Origin of the sequence: Pseudolysinimonas sp. (assembly GCF_051954455.1) — a bacterium.
GTDB lineage: Bacteria > Actinomycetota > Actinomycetes > Actinomycetales > Microbacteriaceae > Pseudolysinimonas.
Genome location: NZ_JBQCHS010000012.1, coordinates 156,995 through 175,670, shown reverse-complemented (window position 1 = coordinate 175,670; position 18,676 = coordinate 156,995). Strand labels below are relative to the sequence as shown.

The following is an 18,676-nucleotide window of genomic DNA, read 5'->3' as shown; positions in this document are numbered from 1 at the left end:
GGCGCGGGGGGCCTGCCCGCCCACCCCCCCCGCGACCCGGTCTTCGAGAATCTGCTCTGGGAGTCGATCGCCGGCAGCTGGCCGCGGGAGCGCGAGGCGCTGCACGGCTACGCCGAGAAGGCGTCGCGCGAAGCGGGCCGCCGGACGACCTGGCAGGAGCCCGACGAGGAGTTCGAGGGCCGCATGCACGCCCTCGTCGACGCGTGCTTCGACGACCCCGACACCTCCGCTGAGCTCGCCGCGATCGTGGCCCTGCTGCAACCGGCGGGCTGGAGCAACGGCCTCGGCGCCAAGCTCCTGCAGCTGACCGGCCCGGGCGTGCCGGACGTCTACCAGGGCAGCGAGCTGTGGGAGCGGTCCCTCGTCGACCCCGACAACCGCCGGCCGGTCGACTTCGGCGAGCGCCGTGCGCTGCTCGCGGAGCTGGATGCCGGCGCGCAGCCGCCGGTCGACGGGACCGGCGCCGCGAAACTTCTCGTCACCTCGCGGGCGCTGCGGCTGCGGCGCGACGCCCCGGAGCTGTTCGAGCGCTACCTGCCGCTGCCCGTCCTCGGCGACGCGGCGCGTCACCTCGTCGCGGTCGACCGGGGCGGCGCGATCGCCCTCGCGACGCGGCTGCCGCTCGGCCTCGGACGCGCCGGCGGCTGGGACGCCACCAGCGTCGTGCTCCCGGCCGGTCCCCTGATCGACGAGTTCACCGGCGCCGAGCACCCGGGCGGCGAGACGCACGTCGCCGCGATCCTCCACCGCTACCCCGTCGCCCTGCTGAGGAGCACGACATGATCCCCGAGGTCTGGGCCCCGCGCCCCGAACGCGTCCGGCTGTGGACGGAGAACGGCGCGCGGGAGATGCGCCGCGGCGACGGCGACGTGTGGCACGCCGACGTCGAGCTCGCGCCGGGGGACCGCTACGGGTTCCTGCTCGACGACGACGAGACCCCGCTGCCCGACCCGCGCGGGCGTCGGCTCGCCGACGGCATCCACGGCCCGAGCACGGTCGTCGATCCCGCGGTGTTCGCGGACGCCGGCGACTGGGCGGGCCGCGAGCTCGCCGGTGCGGTGATCTACGAGCTGCACCTCGGCACGTTCACGCCGGAGGGGACCGCCGACTCCGCGATCGCGCGCCTCGACGAGCTGGTGGACCTCGGGGTCGACTTCGTGGAGCCGCTCCCAGTGAACGGCTTCGAGGGCTCCCACAACTGGGGCTACGACGGCGTCGCCTGGTTCGCCGTCGACGAGAGCTACGGCGGACCGGCCGCGTACCGGCGCTTCGTCGACGCGTGCCACCGACGCGGGCTCGGCGTCATCCAGGACGTCGTCTACAACCACCTCGGGCCCGCCGGCAACTACCTGCCGAGGTTCGGCCCCTACCTCCGGACGGAGGGCGGCAACACCTGGGGTGACACGGTCGCGCTGGAGGAGCCGGCCGTCTTCGCCTACGTGCTCGAGAACGCGCTCATGTGGCTGCAGGACTACGGCGTCGACGGCCTGCGACTCGACGCGGTGCACGCCCTCGCCGACGACCGCCGCGACGACCTGCTCACCGCGCTCAGCCGACAGGCGGAGCGGATCGAGCGGAACGGCGTGCGGCGCCCCATCGCGCTCATCGCCGAGTCCGACATGAACGACGCCCGCCTCATCACGCCGGTCGAGGACGGCGGCGACGGGCTGACCGCGCAGTGGAGCGACGACTACCACCACGCGGTCCACGTCGCGCTGACCGGCGAGACCGAGGGGTACTACGCCGACTTCGCTTCGCTCGACGCGCTCGTGAAGACCGCCACCCGGGGCTTCTTCCACGACGGGACGTACTCGTCGTTCCGCGGACGGCCGCACGGGGCGCCGATCCCCGAGACGCTCGAGCCCTGGCGGCTCGTCACCTTCAGCCAGGACCACGATCAGATCGGCAACCGGGCGACCGGCGACCGGCTGACGGCCACCCTCTCCCCCGACCGGCTCGCGATCGCGGCGGTGCTCACGATCTGCTCGCCGTTCACGCCCATGCTCTTCATGGGCGAGGAGTGGGGCGCGTCGACCCCGTGGCAGTTCTTCACCGCGCACCGCGACCCCGATCTCGGGCGCGCGACCGCGGAGGGCCGGATCGCGGAGTTCGCGCGCATGGGATGGGACGCGGGCTCGGTCCCGGACCCGCAGGACCCCGGTACCTTCGAGCGCTCGCGCCTCGACTGGGCGGAGCGCGACGAGGAGCCGCACGCCCGCCTCCTCCGCCTCTACCGCGAGCTGATCGCGCTGCGCCGGCGCGAGCCCGCCTTCGGGTCGGCCGCCTTCGGCGACCTGAAGGGCTGGGCGGATGACGCGACCGGGCGGGTCCGGCTCCGGATCCGCGACCTGGAGGTGCGCGTCAACCTCGGCGCGGAGCCGTGGGAGACGGACGGGGGCGAGCTGCTCGTCGCGACCCGTGACGGCGTCGAGTCCGGCCTGCTGCCGCCGGATTCGGCCGCCGTGATCCGGATGCACACGTGATCCACAGCGCCACCCCCTAGCGCGGTACGGGCTAAGCGGCGGATCATACACACATGATCGCCACCACCGATGCCATCCCGGCGGATGTCGTCGAAGCGCTCCCCGGTGTGCACCGGGTGGTGAGGGCCGACCGTGTGGTCGGCTTCGTCGTCGAGGCGGGCGACCGCTTCGTCGCCCTGTACGGCCCGGTCTACAACACCTCGGTCGAGATCGCCCAGAGCCGCGACCTCGACACGGCTGTGCACCGCCTCCTCGCGCACTGACGTGCCGCCGATAGGGTGAGGCCCCGTGAGCCTCCCCGCCCCGGCAGCGCGCGCCGCGCTCGACCTCTCGAAGCGCGACCTCACTCTCGATCTCGCCCGCGTGGTGTGCGTGCTCCTCGTGGTCGTCATCCACCTGCTCGAGGTCGGGGTCGGGGTCGATCCGGCGACCGGCGCCATCACGGTGAGCCGACCTCTCGAGCACCAGAGGTGGTTCGACGGAGTCACCTGGGTGCTGCAGATCATGCCGCTCTTCTTCGTCGTGGGCGGCTTCGCGGGCATGACCGCGTGGCGGAGCCTCCGACGCCGCGGCGGCACGGGCGCCGACTTCGTCCGCGGGCGCGTCCTGCGCCTCGCGCAGCCGGCGCTCCCGCTCTTCGTGTTCTACGTCGTGGCGCTGGGCATCGCGACGTTCGTCGGTGCGCCGCACGGCCTCGTGCAGAGCGTCGCGGTGGGCGCCGGGTCGCCGCTGTGGTTCATCGCCGCCTACACCGTGTGCCAGGCCCTGGTGCCCGCGCTCGCGACCTGGCACGAGCGCAACCGCTGGGCGCCGCTCGCCGTCCTGTTCGCCGGCGTCGTCGCGGTCGAGCTCGTGCGGCACCTCGTGCACGGACGGCTCGACTTCTCGTACGCCGGCGTCGACGTGCGCCTCGACGGCGACGCGTTCGGACTCCTCAACATGCTCTTCGTCTGGCCGCTGGTCCAGCAGTTCGGCTTCTGGTACGCCGACGGCTGGTTCGACCGGCGGCGGCCGTGGCAGCTGATGCTCCTCGGCCTCGGATCCTGGGCGACGCTCTTCGCCATGGTGCTGCCGGGTGGATGGTCGCCCGACATGCTGACGAACCTCAACCCGCCGACCCTGCCGCTCGTGGCGCTCGGCCTGTCGCAGGCCTGCGCGCTACGGCTCCTGAAGCCCGTGCTCTCCCGCCTCATGCGCACTCGCGGTGCCCGGGCGATCGTCTTCCTGGCGGGCACGCGGCTCATGACGATCTACCTCTGGCACCTGCCGATCATCATCGCGCTCGCGGGGCTCGCGCTCCTCATCCCCGGGGCGAGCCCGACGCCCGGATCGGCGGCGTGGTGGTGGTCGCGGATCCTCGTCTACGTCGTCGTGCTGGCGCTGCTCTTCGCGCTGTCGTTCGTGGTCGGCCGGTGGGAGGCGCCGCGCGAGCTGGGCCCCACCCCGCCGCCGGGCGTCGTCGCGCTGGCGGCGGTGCTGACGTTCCTGCCGACCTTCCTCGAGATCGAGCTGTTCCTCAGCCTGCCGCTCGCGGTCCTCGGGACGGTGTGCTTCGGCGTCGCCGTGCTGCTGCTCGGCCGGTGGCCAGCACGGACCGCGGTGCCGTCCTAGAAGCCGAAGTCGCCGCCGAAGTCGCCCCCGTCGAAGCCCATGCCGGCCGACGCGTCGGCTCCGGATGCGTCCGCACTTCCGGCGTCCTGCCCGCCGTCGGCGCTCTGATCGCCGCCCCAGCCGCCGTCCCACGGAAGGAACGCGCTGACGAGCGCGGAGCCGATGACGTAGCCGGCGACCGTGCCGAGCAGCGACCCGGCGATCGTGGTGCCGAGCCCGGCTCCCAGGAAACCGGCCTGACCTCCGCCGACGACGCGCTCCATCGCACCGGGCTGACGCATCTCCGCGCGCGTCGCGGCGCGGGCGAGGGTGGCGGGCTCGCTGGAGAGCGGGCGCTCCCCGGTGCCCGCACCCTTGCTGAGCTCCTCGTAGATGAGCGCGCGCTGCTGATCGGTGAGCTTGGAGAACGCCTCCGCGTGCACCTGCTCGATCGTCTCGGGCGGCGCGGTCCGGAGGAGGTAGCGGTAGCGCTCGACCGCGCGCTCGTCCTCACTCCGCTCGGGCACAGCCCCGCGCGTCGGGACCGGAGGGCTGTCGGTCGCGGTGCTGCCGAAGAGACGATCGAGGAATCCCATGCCCCCGACGCTAAGCGGCGGGCCTGGTGGACTCCTGGGGCGCGGCTGGGGGGGTGCTCCGGACGGTCACCGGATCCGACGGGATCACCGCCCAGCAGATGAGGTAGACGAGCAGCTGCGACCCCGGCAGGACGAACGACAGCACGGCGAGCAGACGGACGGCGGTGACGTTCCAGCCGAAGCGGCGCGCGAATCCGGCGCAGACGCCGGCGATGATGCGGCCCTCACGAGGACGGGCGAGCGTGGTTCCGTTCATGGGATCCACGCTCGCCCGTCGGGTCGGAGTGCGCCAGGGGGTCAGCCCCCGGATCCGGCGCGGGACGACCCCGCCGCGGCGCCGCGCGACTCCGCCGCCTCCTCCTGGTGGATGATCGTGATCGGGTCGGTGACCGACTCGAGCTGCTTGCGCTCGGCGTCCGTCCCGAGGACGAACGCGACGACGCCGCCGATGATCATGATGAGCGCACCGGCGAAGTAACCGATCGTGATCGGGCCGCGGCTGCTGCCGTCGCCGATCAGGATGCCGAAGAGCAGTGGCGCGACCGAGCCGCAGATCTGCGCGATCGAGAAGAAGTAGGAGATCGCCTGGCCGCGCACCTCGAGCGGGAAGGTCTCGGACACCGTCAGGTAGGCGCTGGAGGCGCCGGCCGAGGCGAGGAAGAACGCGACGCACCAGAAGCCCACCTGGGTCACCGCGTTCATCGCGTTCGCCTGGAACAGCGCGGCGCTGACCGCCAGCACGATCCCGGAGCCGCCGTAGGTGAGCAGGATCATCTTGCGCCGGCCCCAGCTGTCGAACAGGCGCCCGAGCAGCAGCGGCCCGAGCAGGTTGCCGACCGCGAACGGGAAGAAGTAGACGCTCGTCTCCTTGATCCCGTAGAAGTTCGTGAGCGCCTGCGCGTAGCTGAAGAAGATCGCGTTGTAGAGGAACGACTGGGTCACCATCATCACGAGGCCGACCACGGTGCGCTTCGGGTACATGCGGAAGAACACCCGCGCCAGGATCCGGAACGGCACCCGCTCCTGCGGCGAGATCTCGATCGCGCGGGAGTCGTCGACGTCGTCGATCGTCTTGCCCTGGCGGCGGACGTCGTCCTCGATCTCGGCGATCGTCTTCTCGGCGGCCTCCTCGTGGCCGTGCGTCAGCTGCCAGCGCGGGCTCTCCGGGATGTGGCGGCGCAGGTAGATGATCGCCAGACCGATGATCGGGCCGAGGAAGAAGGAGAGCCGCCAGCCCCAGCTGTCGACGAAGTCGTCGCCGAACATGCCCGTGTTGAGGAAGAAGTAGTTGGCCGCCGCCCCGAGGGCCGCGCCGCCCCAGTAGGTGCCGTTGATCGCGATGTCCACGTGTCCGCGGTAGTGCGACGGGATGAGCTCGTCGATGGCCGAGTTGATCGCGGAGTACTCGCCGCCGATGCCGGCGCCGGCGATGAAGCGGCAGATCCACAGCATGATGACGCTGCCCCACTGCCCCACGAGATCCGGCCCCGGTACGAGGCCCGCCAGCGCCGACCCCGCGAGGTAGATCGCGAGGGTGAGGATGAACAGCCGCCGCCGACCCAACCGGTCGGCGAGGCGCCCGAAGACGAGGGCGCCGACCACCTGGCCGATCAGGTAGACGGTGCCGGTCGCCCCGATCATCCAGGCGTTGTGTCCGGTCATCTCGAACTGCTTCGAGAAGCCGTTCTGCGAGACGATCTGGATCTCGAGCCCGTCGAGGATCCACGAGACCCCGAGGCCGACCACCACCATCCAGTGGAACTTGGCCCAGGGGAGCCGGTCGAGTCGGGCGGGGATGAGGCTGCGGATCGTGCGCGGCGTCGCGGGATCCGTCGTCGACGACGAGGACATGACCCGGACGTTACGCCGCGCGGAAATCCTCGCTCCGGGCTTCCAGCCCGCGCTCAGGCGAACGTCAGCAGTCCGCCGACGAGGAGCTCGCGCAGCTGCGGGACCAGCTCGGCGCGGAGCGCCGCCGGGTCGACCTCGAGCAGCTGCGCGACCGCGCCGACGATGACGCCCGCGGGCAGCTCGCCGTCGCAGGCTCCGACGACGGCGGCGAGCCCGGTGTCCGCTCGGATCTCCCGCCGGAAGCCGCCGCCCTGCCGGAGGACGATGATGCTCGGATCGGCGGCTCCCGGCCAATGGCTCCGCTCCTCCGTCACGTCGGCGGCAACCCGCAGCCGCGCGGCGAGGAGGGCCTCGTCGTCGAGCGCAGCGGCGGCGTCGAACGCGGCGAGCGCCGCGGCGAGGTGGCCGCCGAGCCCCGCCGCTCCGGATCCGAGCGGGGCGTCGAGCCGCTCGGCGCGATGCAGCCGCGCGGACCCCACGGGATGCCGCAGGAGCACGTAACCGAACCCGACGGCCGTGACGCGCCGCTCGGCGAAGTCGTCGAGCCAGGCGGCGACGAGGTCCTCGTAACCGGGGTCGGAGGCGCGGGTGCCGCCGTCGCGGATCCACGTCTCGGCGTAGCGGGCGGGATCCTGGGTCTCGCGCTCGACGATCCAGGATTCGAGTCCGGCGTCGTCGGCCCAGCGCGTGGCGCGCGCGAGACCGCCGCTCGGGCGGCCGGACGGGCCCGGGCGCTGCTCCCAGTTGCCGAGCAGCTGCGCGACGCCCCCGGGGACCAGGTGATCGCGTGCGCCCGCGATCACGGCCTCGACGATCCCGTCCCCGACGAGCCCGCCGTCGCGGTACTCGTAGGCGGGCACGTCGGGGCGGCGGGGGGTGATGACGAACGGCGGGTTGGAGACGATCCGGTCGAACCGCTCCCCGGCGACCGGCTCGTAGAGACTGCCGAGACGGAACTCGATGTTCGTCACGCCGTTCAGCGCCGCGTTGAGCCGGGCGTAGTCGAGCGCACGCTCGGAGATGTCGGTCGCGACGACGCGGCGGGAGCGCCGGGCGGCGTGCATCGCCTGGATGCCGCACCCGGTGCCGAGGTCGAGGGTCGCCTCCACCGGATCCGGGAGCTGCAGGCCGGCGAGCGTGGCCGACGCGCCGCCGACCCCGAGCACGTGGTCGGTGCGGAGCGCGCCGCCCGTGGCGAGCTCGCCGGGGTCGCTCGCGATCCACCACGATCCGGCGCCATGCGCGTCGAGGAAGGCGTAGGGCCGCAGGTCGACGGTGGGACGCCCGGCGGCGTCGACCATCCCGAGCTCGCGCGCGCCGGTCGATCCGAGGGAGGGCAGGGCGGCGGCGAGGTCGGACTCCGCGATCGGGAGGCCGAGCACGAACGCCGTCGCGAGCGTCGCGGCCGGGTCGGCGCGGTGCCCGGCGAGGGCGCGACGTGCCGGAACCCGATCGCCTCGCTCGAGCGCCGCCTCCGCCTCCGGCCCCCACAGGGCCTCGAGCCGGTCGACCGTATAGTGCGCGGCGGTCAGGTCGGCGCGCAGCCGAGCGATGAGGGCGTGGTCCACGCCTCCATCCTCCCGGACCTCAGGATTCGGTGATCGCCACCACGTTGCGCGACGGATCGAGGATCCACGCGATGTTCGGCCCGCGGCCGGCGTCGCGTCCGCGGAGGACGCCCCGCTCGTCCTGCGGGAACCCGTCGTAGCGCTCGGCCCGGATACCCGCGCCGGCGAGCTCGTCCAGGGCGGCGTCGATGTCGGGCACCACGAGGTAGAAGACCGTGAAGCCGGCGGGTTCGTGGTCGGGCTTCGGGTACACGAAGACGTGTCCGCCGCCCGGCACGCCCAGCTCGAGGCCCTGCTCGGTCTCGGTCACGGCGATGCCGAGACGGCGGTAAAACTCGGCCGCCGCCGCCACGTCGGTGACCGCGAATCCGGAGTACGCGCCGTCGATACGCATGAGTGGTCTCCTCACCGATGTGTACGCTGTCCACAATGGCACAGCAGGATCCGGCGGTCCAGCCCCCACGGGCCGGGTACCGCCACGGCGACCTCCGACAGGCTCTCATCGCCGCGGGGCTCGAGATGGCTCGCGAGGGCGGTCCCGACGCCGTCGTCCTCCGCGAGGCGACCCGCCGCGCCGGCGTCTCCCCGAATGCTGCCTACCGCCACTTCGCCGACCGCAACGCGCTCGTCACCGCCGTGAGCGACGCGGCCTCGGGCGAGGTGGCGGCCGCGATCGAGCAGGAGTGGGACGCGGTCGCCACCGGGCTGCCCGCCGACGAGACCGCTCGCGAGCACCTCCGGGCCGTCGGCCGCGGCTATCTGCGGTTCGCCCGCGACGAGCCGGGTCTCTTCCGCGCCGCGTTCACCGTGCCCACGGGGCTGGAGGAGGCGTTCGGCCGATCCAAGGCCGGTCCCGGCGGCCGGACGCCGTTCGAGCTCCTCGCCACCGCGCTCGACGAGCTCGTCGCCGCCGGCGCGCTGCCCGAGGATCGCCGACCGGGAGCCGAGTTCGCCTGCTGGTCGGCGGTGCACGGTCTCGCCATGCTCGTCCTCGAGGGACCCCTGCGGGACCTGCCGCCGGAGCTCAAGCTCATGGCGGCGCAGCGCGCGGTCGAGATGGCGGTCCGCGGGATCTAGCCGCGCCCCGGTGCGACCGCCCGAGGGCTACGACGAAGCGGACTCCGCCCGACCGCTCGCCTTCGCGGCGAGCCACTGGAACCGCTCCCAGTTCTCGAGCCGGCCCGCGTAGTCGGCGCGCGCGATCTCGATCGGCGACAGGCCGAAGAAGGTGCGCAGCGGCGGCTCGTCGAGGTCGACGAGGTCGAGGATCGCCGCCGCCGAGGCGACGGGGTCACCCGAGAGCGCGTTCATCTGCGCGCGCTGGGCGGCTCGGCGCTCGCGGGCGGCGTCGTAGGCGTCGATCGGCGCGGAGTGCTTTGCCGACGGCCCCGCCCAGTCGGTGTCGAAGCCCCCGGGCTCGACGAGCGTGACGTGGATGCCGAATTCGGCGACCTCCTGGGCGAGCGACTGGCTGAACCCCTCCAGTGCCCACTTGGAGGCGTTGTAGATGCCGATGTTGGGGAAGGCGCTGATCCCGCCGATCGACGACACCTGGATGATGTGCCCGCTGCCCTGGTCCCTCATGATGGGGAGCGCGGCCTGGGTGATCCACAGGGCGCCGAACACGTTGGTCTCGAGCTGAGCGCGGGCCTCGTCCTCGGCGAGCTCCTCGATCATGCCGAAGTGGCCGTACCCGGCGTTGTTGACCACGACGTCGAGACGGCCGAACGCCTCGGCGGCGTGCTGAACGGCGACGACATCCGCCGCCCGGTCGGTCACATCGAGGGTGATGGGGAGGATCGCGTCCCCGTAGCGCGCCACGAGGTCGTCGAGAGCCGAGGTGTCGCGAGCGGTGGCCGCGACGCGATCGCCGCGCTCGAGGGCGGCGATCGTCCACTCGCGGCCGAACCCGCGGCTCGTCCCGGTGATGAACCAGTTCTTCGTCATCCCCCCATCCTACCGGAGGCTGCCTCCGCCTGTGGCGACGGGCGGCGACCCTGACAGCCGGCCGCGAGCGGTGGGCGAGTCGGTCGGCCGGCACCTACCGTCGCCGCATGAGCGATCTGAAGGTCGGCGACCGGGTCAGCTGGGGCACCTCGCAGGGGCGCACACGCGGGCGGATCGTGGCGAGCCGCGAGAAGGACTTCACGTTCGACGGCCAGCACTTCACGGCCTCCGCATCCCGGCCCGCCTACATCGTCGAGTCGGAGAAGACGGGCGCGAAGGCGGCCCACAAGGGCTCGGCGCTGCGACGGCTCAAGGACTGAGGCGCGCAGCACACGCCCACCCGCGTGCGTAGGGTGGAACGGATGCGACCGCTCACCATCCCCGAGATCCGCGGGTCCATGGTCAACGCGACCGTGGCCGAGATCGAGCGCATGCCGATGCCGGGCCTCCACGAAGTCGTCTGGTCCGACCGCGAGTACCTCGGCTGGCGCGACCCCTCCGCCGCCCAGCGCGGCTACCTCGTCTACTGGCGCGGCGACCGTCCGGTCGGGCTCGTGCTGCGCTCCGCCACCTCGCCGCTCCGCGCTGGAGCCGCGATCTGCTCCCTCTGCAGCACCGGCCAGCCGGGCGGCCAGGTCACGCTGTTCTCGGCGCCGCGCGCCGGCGAAGCGGGACGCCGTGGCGACTCCGTCGGCACCTACATCTGCGCCGACCTGTCGTGCTCGATGCTCATCAGGATCGCCCCGCGCTACTTCGAGCAGATCGGCGGCGCCGACCAGGTGCTGGCCCGCAAGTCACAGCGGCTCGAGACCCGCCTCGACGCGTTCGTGTCGCGGGTGCTGCAGGAGGCGTAGCGCTCAGCGCGCGCGGCGCCGGACCTCGGCGACGAGCCCGGGCAGCACGTGCCGCATGTAGGGGCCCCAGAACGCCTTGACGATGCCGGCCACCACGAGCCCGCGACCGGGCTTGGCGAAGAAGGTGTAAGTCCAGCGCACGCGGGTGCGCTGCTCCTCCTCCGCGAACAGCCACTCGGCGCGGGCGTGATCGACGAGCACGCCGAAGACGCCGCGGAAGTCGGTCAGCTCGTAGACGAAGCGGTACGGCTTCTGCACCGACTTGAGCGTTTCGACGACCGATCCCCCGTCGGAGAGCACGAGCTGGCGGCTCTGCCCCTCGGCGTCCCAGTCGCCGGTCTGGTCGCGCACCGCGACGGTCGCCGGGATGACACGGAATCGCGGGTAGAAGTCCGACGGATCGACGGGCGTCATGATCGCGAACGTCTGCGACGGCGAGGCCGGCGCGAGCGCGCTCACGGTCGCACCCGATCCGCGAACAGCCATGGGAGGGATTCGGAGCCGCAGGCCCCGCGGTTCAGTCGGCCTTGCCGAGGAAGTGGAACGGGATGGCGAGCGAGACGCAGATGGCGGCGATGCCGCCGAAGAAGACCCACGGCGCCGCGGCCTCGACCGCGCTGAACGCGAAGCCGAAGAGCAGCATGCCGCCGAGGAACAGCACGAACGCGACGACGAACGCGAGGATCTTCATGGCTCCACAGTACCGGAGCCCGCGCCGCCGCCCGGCGCGCGCCGCCCGGAGATCCGGCCTGTTGTATAACCGAGCGGTTATGATAACTTCACGGTTATGGACGACGTGCTGAGCCCGGTGTTCGCCGCGCTCGCCGACCCCACCCGCCGCGCGATCCTGCAGCGGCTGCGCGGGGGCGACGCGACCGTTGCCGAGCTGGCCGAGCCGTTCGACGTCAGCCAGCCGGCGATCTCCAAGCACCTGCGCGTGCTGGAGTCCGCGGGGCTCATCTCGCGCTCGCGCGTCGCGACCGCGCGTTACAGCCACCTGGAGCTGGGCGGCCTCGAGGAGGCGACGGAGTGGATGGACGCCTGCAAGCGCGTCTGGAACGACCGCTTCGACCGCTTCGACGCCGCCCTAGCCCGTCACCAGGACCCGACTCCCGAACCGGACCAGCAGGAGGAGACCGCATGACCGTCCCCGACATCCCCGTCGCCGCCGACACCGACGTGCTCATCACGCGCGCATTCGCCGCGCCGCGGCACGTCGTCTGGCGCTTCTTCACCGAGGCGGAGCGGCTGGCCGAGTGGTTCGGTCCGGTCGGCGTGCAGGTCGACCTCGCGACGACGGTCGTCGAGCCGCGCGTCGGCGGCCGCTGGGAGCTGGCCATGGTCGACGAGGACTGCAAGTACTCCCCCATCATCGGCACGTTCACGGCGTTCGACCCCGAGGACTACCTCGAGATCCGGATGAGCGCGCGCCCCGACCCGGGCGTGGAGCTCGACGACATCGTGATCCGGCTGTGGTTCCACGACCACGGCGAGCGCACCCGGCTGACCCTGCTGCAGGGGCCGTTCGCCCCCGGGTTCCGCGAGCGCACGGCCGAGGGCTGGGAGCTGTCGTTCGGCAAGATCGATGCGCTGGTGGGTGCCTGATGGCGGCGACCGCGGCGCTCACGACCGAGTTCGCGACCTCGGCCGACGGGACGCGCATCGCGTTCGACCGGCTCGGAGCGGGGCCGGCGCTCATCCTCACGGACGGCGCCCTGTGCTCGCGGGAGTTCGGGCCGGCCCGCGACCTCCAGAAGGTCATGAGCGCGGGCTTCACCGCCATCGCATGGGACCGGCGGGGCCGCGGGGAGTCGGGCGACACGCAGCCCTACGCCCCCGATCGGGAGGCCGAGGACCTGCACGCGATCATCGAGGCGGTCGGCGGCGACGCGTTCGTGTTCGGCCAGTCCTCCGGCGCCGCGCTCGCCTTCCGCGCCGCGGCAGCCGGGGTGCCGATGCGCAGGGTCGCCGGATTCGAGGCGCCGTGGGTCGGACGCCGCCCCGGCGAGGACTACCTGCAGACGCTCGACCGGCTCCTCGACGGCGACGAGCGCGGCAAGGCCGTCGACTACTTCCTGACCACGATGGTGGGCGGGCCCGGGTTCCTCCCCGTGATGCTCCGGCTCATGCGCGGGCCGTGGCGCTCGATGCGGGAGGCCGCCCCGACGCTGCGCTACGACGCCCGGGTGATGGGCGCGGACTTCGCGGTGCCGACCACGGTGCTCGCGCGGATCGCCGTCCCGGCCCTGGTGCTCGTCGGCGGACGCAGCCCCGTGCGGATGGCCGCCGCCCAGGAGCAGGTCGCCGCCGCGATCCCGGGCGCCGAGCACCGCGTGCTCGACGGCCAGAGCCATCAGGTGAGCGCGGCGGCGCTCCTCCCCGGGCTGACCGCGTTCTTCGGAGGATAGGGCCGTGCCCACCTTCACCTGGACCCTCGAATCGCAGGGCGGCAACAACACCGGCTTCGTCGTGCCCGAGGACGTCGTGCTCGCGTTCGGCCGCGGCCGCCGGGTGCCCGTCGTCGTCACGATCGGCGACTACACGTATCGCACGACGATCGTGTCGATGGGCGGCCGCTTCCTGTTCGGCGTGAACGCGCAGCAGCGCACGGACACCGGGCTCGCCGCGGGCGACGTGGTCACGCTGACGATCGAGCCGGACGACGCCCCACGCGAGGTCGAGATGCCCGCGGAACTGCAGGCGGCGCTCGACGCCGACCCGGCGGCGAAGGCGGCGTTCGAGAAGCTGTCGTTCACGAACCGCAAGGAGGCGGCGCGTCAGGTCGGCGAGGCGAAGGCGGAGGAGACCCGCGCGCGACGCATCGCGAAGATCCTCGACTCGCTCCGCGGCTAGGGACGGCAGCCGGCGGTCAGCGCCAGGTCCTCGGACCGCCGGTGCCCGCCGGATAGCTGTCGAGCGGGACCGCGTTCTTGCGCCACGCCGCGAGCACCGGTGTGACGATCCTCCAGCAGTCCTCGGCGATGTCGCCGCGCACCGAGAGCGTCGGGTCGCCGGCCAGCAGCTCGGCCAGGACCTCGCCGTAGGCCGTCATCCCGGTCGGCTCGAACCCGGCGGTCATGGTGCTCCACTCGAGGTCGAACGGGTCGCCGCGCCCGTTCGTCACGACGTCGAGCGAGAGCTGTCCGGGGGTGTTGATGCCGATGCGCATCTGCGCCTGCCGGGACGGCCCGCTGAACCCGATCGGCAGGTGCGGCACGTCGCGGAAGGTGACGATGATCTCCTGCCGCGCATCCCCGATCGCCTTGCCCGAGCGCAGCGTGAACGGGACACCGGCCCAGCGCCAGGTGTCGATCGCGACCGTCATCTCGGCGAGCGTCTCGGTGCCGCGCGACGGGTCGACCCCGTCCTCCGACGCGTACGACGCGAACTCGCGCCGCCCGACCTTGCCCTTGGTGTAACGGGCACGACGGCTCGCCGTGCCGTTCTTCAACCACGGCCGCGTCGCCCGCAGCACCGCCGCCATGGCGCCGCGCAGGTCTTCGGAGGAGACCGACGACGGCGGCTCCATCGCGGTGAGCGCCAGGATCTGCAGCAGGTGGCTCTGGATCATGTCGACGAGGGCGCCGGCCTTGTCGTAGTAGCCGGCGCGACCCTCGAGACCGAGGGCCTCTTCGATGACGATCTCGACCTTCTCGACGTTGGTGTTCGAGAACACCGGCTCGAAGATGATGTTCGCGAAGCGCAGCCCGATGAGGTCGAGCACCGTCGACTTGCCGAGGAAGTGGTCGACGCGGAAGATCTGCTCCTCGGGCAGGAAGCGCTGCAGCAGGCGGTTGAGCGCCTGCGCCGACGCGAGGTCGGTGCCGAAGGGCTTCTCCAGGGCGAGGACGATGCCGGCGGGCAGGTCCATCCGGGCCAACTGCTCGCAGAGCTTCTCGGTGATCGCAGGCGGCAGCGCGAAGTAGAGGGCGACGCGGCCGCTCGCGGCGTCGAGCACGCGTTGCAGGTCGTCGCGGTTCGTCGCATCGGCCTGCAGCCAGCGGGCGCTCTCGGCGACCGCGGTGCCGGCCGGCGAAGCGGTGCCGGAGAAGGCCTTGGCGACGCGCGAACGCCAGCGGGCATCCGTGACCGCGTCCCGGTCGACCCCGATCAGCTGCAGCTTCTGGGCACGCCGCGACGAGAGGAACGACCCCAGTCCCGGGAGCAGCAGGCGCGAGGTGAGGTCGCCTCCCGCCCCGAAGATGACGAGCGTGTCGATGGGGGCTCCGGGCATGGTGCGAGGCTACTCCGCGCGCTGTCAGGACCCGCCCTGAGCATCGGCCGAGAGCGCTGACGGACACTCAAGAGGGGGTAGACCTCGCGTTCCGTCCGGCGTATCGTGCCCTGCACAACGACGGATGACCAGGGGGTGGTCTGACCGTGGATCAGGGGGCGATCGCCGAACCGGGCGGTCGACGGACGTGGACGCCGCTGCGCGCGATGCTCATCGCGCTCGGAGCGGTCGCCGGCGGCATCCTGCTGAGCGTCGCGCTCGGCGGTCCGGCCCACGCCGACACCCCCGACAGCCCGTCCCGGCCTGCTGCCACGAGTTCGGGCACCTCGCTCGTCGACCGGGTGTCCGGAGCGCTCACCGGCGTGACGGGCGCGGTGGTCGCCCCCGTGGACCACGTCGTCACGACGACCGTGACCGCCGTGCTCCCGACCCGGGCAGCCCCGCCGCCGGCCGCGACGCCGAGCCGCCCGGCTCCGACCGCCCCGGTGGCCCGGGCCCCGCTCGCTCCGGTCACGGCCGCCGTCTCCGAGCTCCCGGCGGCACTCGACGGCGCGCTCGCGCAGGTGCCGATCGCCACCACGCCTCTCTGGCAGGGCGTGCTCGGGCCGCACCCCGTGGAGAGCCTCACGAGTCCGCTGGCCGTGACCCTCCGTCCGGTCGCGCCCGGCGTCGTCGATCTGCTGGCGCCGACATCCGCCGTCACGGTCGCGACCGCGGCCGCGGCCGCCTCGGCTACCGAAAGAGCCGTTGCTCCGGCCGCACCGGCCTCGGCGGCCGCCGCCGGTTTCCCGGCGCCCGCCTCGCACGCCGACACGTCGGGAGTCACGGCCCGGCCCGACGCCGCTCCCCCGATGCCCGGACCGGCCGCGCCCTCGGGCGCCGTCGACGGGATGCTCGTGAGCGTGCCGACGGCATCCGCGACCGGCGCCGCCCTGCTCATCGCGGCCTTCGCGATCCTCCTGCTCGTCGCGACGACGGCCCGTCGTCGCGGCTGGACCCTGCCTGCGGCGCCCGTCTTCGGCGCCGACGTCTCGCCCGACTGATCCCGGTCCGCCGCGCCTTCTCGCGCGGCTTCAGGACACCCGCGCCCTCGGGCGCATTCGGATCAGGAACGACGGGCGCCTCGGCGCGCCCGGAGATCAGGCAAGGAGCAGTACGAAATGAACAGGATCATCTCGCGGGGGCTCGTCACCCTCGCCGTCAGCGGAGGCCTCGTCCTCCTCGGGGCGGGCGTCGCGCACGCCGACCCCGGTACATCGGGCCAGGACGGCACCGGGTCGGGGACCCAGGCCATCCTCGGCATCCACCTGCCCATCACGATCGGGGGCAACGGAATCTCGGTCATCGGCGACTCGTCGAGTGCCGGGTCGTCCGTGCCCGCCACGGGATCGGCACCCGCTCCGGCAGCTCCGGCAGCGCCAGCAGCGCCAGCAGCGCCCGCGCCGGCGGCTCCCGTCGCTCCGGTGTCGGTCTCGCCGTCCACCTCGGGCCTCGGCGGGCTGCTAAGCGGCAGCCAGGCGCTCGTCCACGCGGACGCGCCTGTCACCGTGAGCGGCAACGCGATCTCGGTGATCGGGCAGAGCGGCACGGCGTCGTCCACGGTGACGAGCCCGTCGGCGGCTCCCTCCGGCGGGACCGCCTCGACGTCCGGGCAGGACGCGACCGGGTCCGGGACCCAGGCGCTGGTCGACGCGCACGCGCCGGTCACCGTCGGCGGCAACGCGATCTCCGTGCTCGGCGACTCGTCGAGCACCGGCTCGACGGCCGGCTCCGGCTCGATGGCCGGGGCGAGCGGTTCCGGCGCCGGGTCGGCGTCGGGATCCGCGCCGACGACCTCCGGATCGGACGGCGCGCTGAGCGGCTCGCAGGTCGGTCTCGGCGCCGTGGCCCCGGTCACCGCGTCGGGCAACGCCGTCTCGGTGATCGGCGACTCCTCGAGCGCCGACTCGAACAGCACGCCGGGCTCGTTCGTCATGCTGCCGGTCGGCGGCGGCGCGCCGAGCACCTCGGGCTCGAACGGCACCGCGAGCGGCACCCAGGCGGTCGTCGACGCGGTGGCGCCGGTCACCGCGGGCGGCAACGCGATCTCCGTCGTCGGGGACTCCTCGAGCACGGGATCGACGGCCGGCTCCGCGGGTTCGTCGGGATCGGGCGCGACGCCGGGTTCCGGCGGTGCTCCGGCCACGTCCGGCTCCGACGGCACGGCGAGCGGCACCCAGGTCGTCGGTGGCGCCTCGGTGCCGGTGACGGTCGCGGGCAATGCGATCTCGGGCGTGGGTGACGCGACCAGCACGTCGTCGACCACGGGCGGCGCGGGCACCGGCACGAGCGGCTCCGGTCCGATCACCAGCGGCAACGGCGGCCTCCTCGGCGGCACGCAGATCGCGCCCGTGCTCGACGTCCCGATCGTCATCTCGGGCAACGCCGGCTCGGTCCTCGGCGACACGACGACGACCGGCTCCACGACGGGCACGACCCCGACGGAGCCGACGACGCCGGTCACTCCGGTGACTCCGGTGACGCCGGTCACCCCGGCTGCGCCGACGACCCCGTCGGTCCCGGGGCAGGCGATGACGGCGGCGCTGTCGCAGTCGGTGCTGGCGCACACCGGGGTGGACGCGATGCCCGCGCTCGCCCTCGCGCTGCTCGCGCTCCTCTCGGGCGCGGCGATCGCGATCTCGCGGTCCGTGCGGTCGCGCCTTCTGCGCGGCTGACCCGGACGCTCGGGGCCGACGGCCGTCAGGTCGTCGGCCCCGAGCCGAGTTCTGCTCGGATAGCGTCGCGAGGCTCCCTCCGGCTACGCTCGCCGCATGCCCGCCGTCGCCGTCGACGCCGCGAACCGATGATGATCCGCACTCCCGTCACCTCCTCGGTGATCCGCGCCATCGGGTACGACCACGCGACAGCGGAGCTCGAGATCGAGTTCCGCAGCGGCGACGTCTACCGCTACTACGCGGTCCCGCCCTCGGTGCATCGCGACCTCATGGCGGCCGAGAGCCCCGGCGCATACTTCAACCGGCACGTGAGCGACCGCTACCCGACCCGGCAGCAGTACGAGCACTGAGGATCCGCTGAACGGGGAATGCCCCGGCCGCCGGGGCGATTGCCCCTCACATGGTGAATGCGGTGTACACGGCGGTGGCGACGAGCCTGGGCGACGGACGGAACGGGACGGCGCGCACGAGCGACGGCCGGCTCGAGGTGACGCTGGCGACCCCGACCGAGATGGGCGGGTCCGGCGAGGGCACCAACCCGGAGCAGCTCTTCGCCCTCGGGTATGCCGCGTGCTTCCACTCGGCGATGAAGGGCGTCGGCGGTCAGCTCGGCATCCCGGTGATCGACTCGGCCGTCACGGCGGAGGTCGGCATCGGCGCCCTCGACGACGGCCCGGGCTACGGCCTCGTCATCACCCTGCACGTCGAACTCGGGGGCGGGATCTCGCAGGCCGACGCCGACCGGCTCGTCGAGGCAGCCCACCGGGTCTGCCCCTACTCCAACGCGACGCGCGGCAACGTCGAGGTGACCCTCGAGGTCGAGACCGCCTGAGGGCGGG

General features: G+C 73.0%; 23 protein-coding genes and 1 pseudogene. 15 read left to right on the top strand and 9 right to left on the bottom strand.

Features of this window, described 5'->3' with window-relative positions; translation table 11 throughout:
* The 4 genes and pseudogenes from ACTHM3_RS04835 to ACTHM3_RS04820 form a co-directional block, all read left to right on the top strand.
* Nucleotides 1–783 (top strand): annotated as a pseudogene (locus ACTHM3_RS04835) (malto-oligosyltrehalose synthase); the annotation flags it as partial.
* Nucleotides 780–2,483, top strand: a complete 1,704-nt coding sequence (gene treZ / locus ACTHM3_RS04830; RefSeq protein WP_440404960.1) for a malto-oligosyltrehalose trehalohydrolase — start codon at nucleotides 780–782, stop codon at nucleotides 2,481–2,483. The pseudogene ACTHM3_RS04835 and the gene treZ, both read left to right, overlap by 4 nt.
* Before the next feature lie 53 nt (nucleotides 2,484–2,536).
* A complete protein-coding gene (locus ACTHM3_RS04825; RefSeq protein ID WP_440404959.1) occupies nucleotides 2,537–2,746 on the top strand; it encodes a hypothetical protein in 210 nt (69 codons plus the stop codon).
* A 25-nt stretch (nucleotides 2,747–2,771) separates the two neighbouring features.
* Nucleotides 2,772–4,094: an acyltransferase family protein gene (locus ACTHM3_RS04820; protein WP_440404958.1), complete on the top strand. Its 1,323-nt coding sequence runs from the start codon at nucleotides 2,772–2,774 to the stop codon at nucleotides 4,092–4,094.
* On the opposite strand, the gene ACTHM3_RS04815 is transcribed toward ACTHM3_RS04820, so the two are convergent.
* Genes ACTHM3_RS04815 through ACTHM3_RS04795 form a run of 5 tightly spaced genes read right to left on the bottom strand, consistent with a single transcriptional unit; the run spans nucleotide 4,091 to nucleotide 8,482 of the window.
* Complete coding sequence (locus ACTHM3_RS04815; RefSeq protein WP_440404957.1) at nucleotides 4,091–4,669, bottom strand: hypothetical protein; 579 nt, start codon at nucleotides 4,667–4,669, stop codon at nucleotides 4,091–4,093. The two genes, ACTHM3_RS04820 and ACTHM3_RS04815, sit on opposite strands and share 4 nt — an antisense overlap.
* A 10-nt stretch (nucleotides 4,670–4,679) precedes the next feature.
* A complete protein-coding gene (locus ACTHM3_RS04810) occupies nucleotides 4,680–4,925 on the bottom strand; it encodes a PspC domain-containing protein (protein ID WP_440404956.1) in 246 nt (81 codons plus the stop codon).
* A gap of 41 nt (nucleotides 4,926–4,966) precedes the next feature.
* Nucleotides 4,967–6,520, bottom strand: coding sequence for an MFS transporter (locus ACTHM3_RS04805; protein WP_440404955.1), 1,554 nt, complete (start codon nucleotides 6,518–6,520; stop codon nucleotides 4,967–4,969).
* A gap of 53 nt (nucleotides 6,521–6,573) precedes the next feature.
* A complete protein-coding gene (locus ACTHM3_RS04800) occupies nucleotides 6,574–8,088 on the bottom strand; it encodes a class I SAM-dependent methyltransferase (RefSeq protein WP_440404954.1) in 1,515 nt (504 codons plus the stop codon).
* Between the two features lie 19 nt (nucleotides 8,089–8,107).
* Nucleotides 8,108–8,482, bottom strand: a complete 375-nt coding sequence (locus ACTHM3_RS04795) for a VOC family protein (RefSeq protein ID WP_440404953.1) — start codon at nucleotides 8,480–8,482, stop codon at nucleotides 8,108–8,110.
* A gap of 35 nt (nucleotides 8,483–8,517) precedes the next feature.
* Here ACTHM3_RS04795 and ACTHM3_RS04790 point away from each other — a divergent pair, with 35 nt between their 5' ends.
* Nucleotides 8,518–9,165 (top strand): TetR/AcrR family transcriptional regulator, encoded by a 648-nt coding sequence (locus tag ACTHM3_RS04790; RefSeq protein WP_440404952.1) that lies wholly within the window; start codon nucleotides 8,518–8,520, stop codon nucleotides 9,163–9,165.
* Between the two features lie 27 nt (nucleotides 9,166–9,192).
* On the opposite strand, the gene ACTHM3_RS04785 is transcribed toward ACTHM3_RS04790, so the two are convergent.
* Nucleotides 9,193–10,035 (bottom strand): SDR family oxidoreductase, encoded by an 843-nt coding sequence (locus ACTHM3_RS04785; RefSeq protein WP_440404951.1) that lies wholly within the window; start codon nucleotides 10,033–10,035, stop codon nucleotides 9,193–9,195.
* A 107-nt stretch (nucleotides 10,036–10,142) separates the two neighbouring features.
* On the opposite strand from ACTHM3_RS04785, the gene ACTHM3_RS04780 reads away from it, so the two are divergent.
* Entirely contained in the window at nucleotides 10,143–10,355 is a 213-nt protein-coding gene (locus ACTHM3_RS04780) for a DUF2945 domain-containing protein (RefSeq protein WP_440404950.1), read from the top strand.
* A gap of 42 nt (nucleotides 10,356–10,397) precedes the next feature.
* Nucleotides 10,398–10,889, top strand: coding sequence for an FBP domain-containing protein (locus ACTHM3_RS04775; RefSeq protein WP_440404949.1), 492 nt, complete (start codon nucleotides 10,398–10,400; stop codon nucleotides 10,887–10,889).
* Between the two features lie 3 nt (nucleotides 10,890–10,892).
* Here ACTHM3_RS04775 and ACTHM3_RS04770 read toward each other — a convergent pair whose 3' ends face one another.
* Both ACTHM3_RS04770 and ACTHM3_RS04765 read right to left on the bottom strand, forming a co-directional pair.
* On the bottom strand, nucleotides 10,893–11,348 hold the full coding sequence (locus ACTHM3_RS04770) for an SRPBCC family protein (protein WP_440404948.1): 456 nt from the start codon (nucleotides 11,346–11,348) through the stop codon (nucleotides 10,893–10,895).
* Between the two features lie 58 nt (nucleotides 11,349–11,406).
* The gene (locus ACTHM3_RS04765) at nucleotides 11,407–11,580 is read right to left on the bottom strand and encodes a hypothetical protein (protein WP_440404947.1); all 174 of its coding nucleotides are present in this window, start codon (nucleotides 11,578–11,580) and stop codon (nucleotides 11,407–11,409) included.
* A gap of 96 nt (nucleotides 11,581–11,676) precedes the next feature.
* Between ACTHM3_RS04765 and ACTHM3_RS04760 the strand changes: the two genes are divergently transcribed.
* From ACTHM3_RS04760 to ACTHM3_RS04745, 4 genes are read left to right on the top strand one after another with little or no spacing between them, the layout of a single operon-like run.
* Entirely contained in the window at nucleotides 11,677–12,033 is a 357-nt protein-coding gene (locus tag ACTHM3_RS04760) for an ArsR/SmtB family transcription factor (RefSeq protein ID WP_440404946.1), read from the top strand.
* The gene (locus ACTHM3_RS04755; protein ID WP_440404945.1) at nucleotides 12,030–12,494 is read left to right on the top strand and encodes an SRPBCC family protein; all 465 of its coding nucleotides are present in this window, start codon (nucleotides 12,030–12,032) and stop codon (nucleotides 12,492–12,494) included. Before ACTHM3_RS04760 ends, ACTHM3_RS04755 begins: the two co-directional genes overlap by 4 nt.
* Nucleotides 12,494–13,297: an alpha/beta fold hydrolase gene (locus tag ACTHM3_RS04750; protein WP_440404944.1), complete on the top strand. Its 804-nt coding sequence runs from the start codon at nucleotides 12,494–12,496 to the stop codon at nucleotides 13,295–13,297. Before ACTHM3_RS04755 ends, ACTHM3_RS04750 begins: the two co-directional genes overlap by 1 nt.
* 4 nt (nucleotides 13,298–13,301) lie before the next feature.
* Nucleotides 13,302–13,742: a YdeI/OmpD-associated family protein gene (locus ACTHM3_RS04745; protein WP_440404943.1), complete on the top strand. Its 441-nt coding sequence runs from the start codon at nucleotides 13,302–13,304 to the stop codon at nucleotides 13,740–13,742.
* A gap of 16 nt (nucleotides 13,743–13,758) precedes the next feature.
* On the opposite strand, the gene ACTHM3_RS04740 is transcribed toward ACTHM3_RS04745, so the two are convergent.
* The gene (locus tag ACTHM3_RS04740; RefSeq protein ID WP_440404942.1) at nucleotides 13,759–15,123 is read right to left on the bottom strand and encodes a glucose-6-phosphate dehydrogenase; all 1,365 of its coding nucleotides are present in this window, start codon (nucleotides 15,121–15,123) and stop codon (nucleotides 13,759–13,761) included.
* A gap of 146 nt (nucleotides 15,124–15,269) precedes the next feature.
* Here ACTHM3_RS04740 and ACTHM3_RS04735 point away from each other — a divergent pair, with 146 nt between their 5' ends.
* The 4 genes from ACTHM3_RS04735 (at nucleotide 15,270) to ACTHM3_RS04720 (ending at nucleotide 18,669) form a co-directional block, all read left to right on the top strand.
* Nucleotides 15,270–16,166: a hypothetical protein gene (locus ACTHM3_RS04735; RefSeq protein ID WP_440404941.1), complete on the top strand. Its 897-nt coding sequence runs from the start codon at nucleotides 15,270–15,272 to the stop codon at nucleotides 16,164–16,166.
* Between the two features lie 117 nt (nucleotides 16,167–16,283).
* Nucleotides 16,284–17,837: a chaplin family protein gene (locus tag ACTHM3_RS04730; RefSeq protein ID WP_440404940.1), complete on the top strand. Its 1,554-nt coding sequence runs from the start codon at nucleotides 16,284–16,286 to the stop codon at nucleotides 17,835–17,837.
* Between the two features lie 131 nt (nucleotides 17,838–17,968).
* Nucleotides 17,969–18,187, top strand: coding sequence for a KTSC domain-containing protein (locus tag ACTHM3_RS04725; protein WP_440404939.1), 219 nt, complete (start codon nucleotides 17,969–17,971; stop codon nucleotides 18,185–18,187).
* 53 nt (nucleotides 18,188–18,240) lie between these two features.
* Nucleotides 18,241–18,669: an organic hydroperoxide resistance protein gene (locus tag ACTHM3_RS04720; protein ID WP_440404968.1), complete on the top strand. Its 429-nt coding sequence runs from the start codon at nucleotides 18,241–18,243 to the stop codon at nucleotides 18,667–18,669.
* The last annotated feature ends 7 nt before the right edge of the window (nucleotides 18,670–18,676 follow it).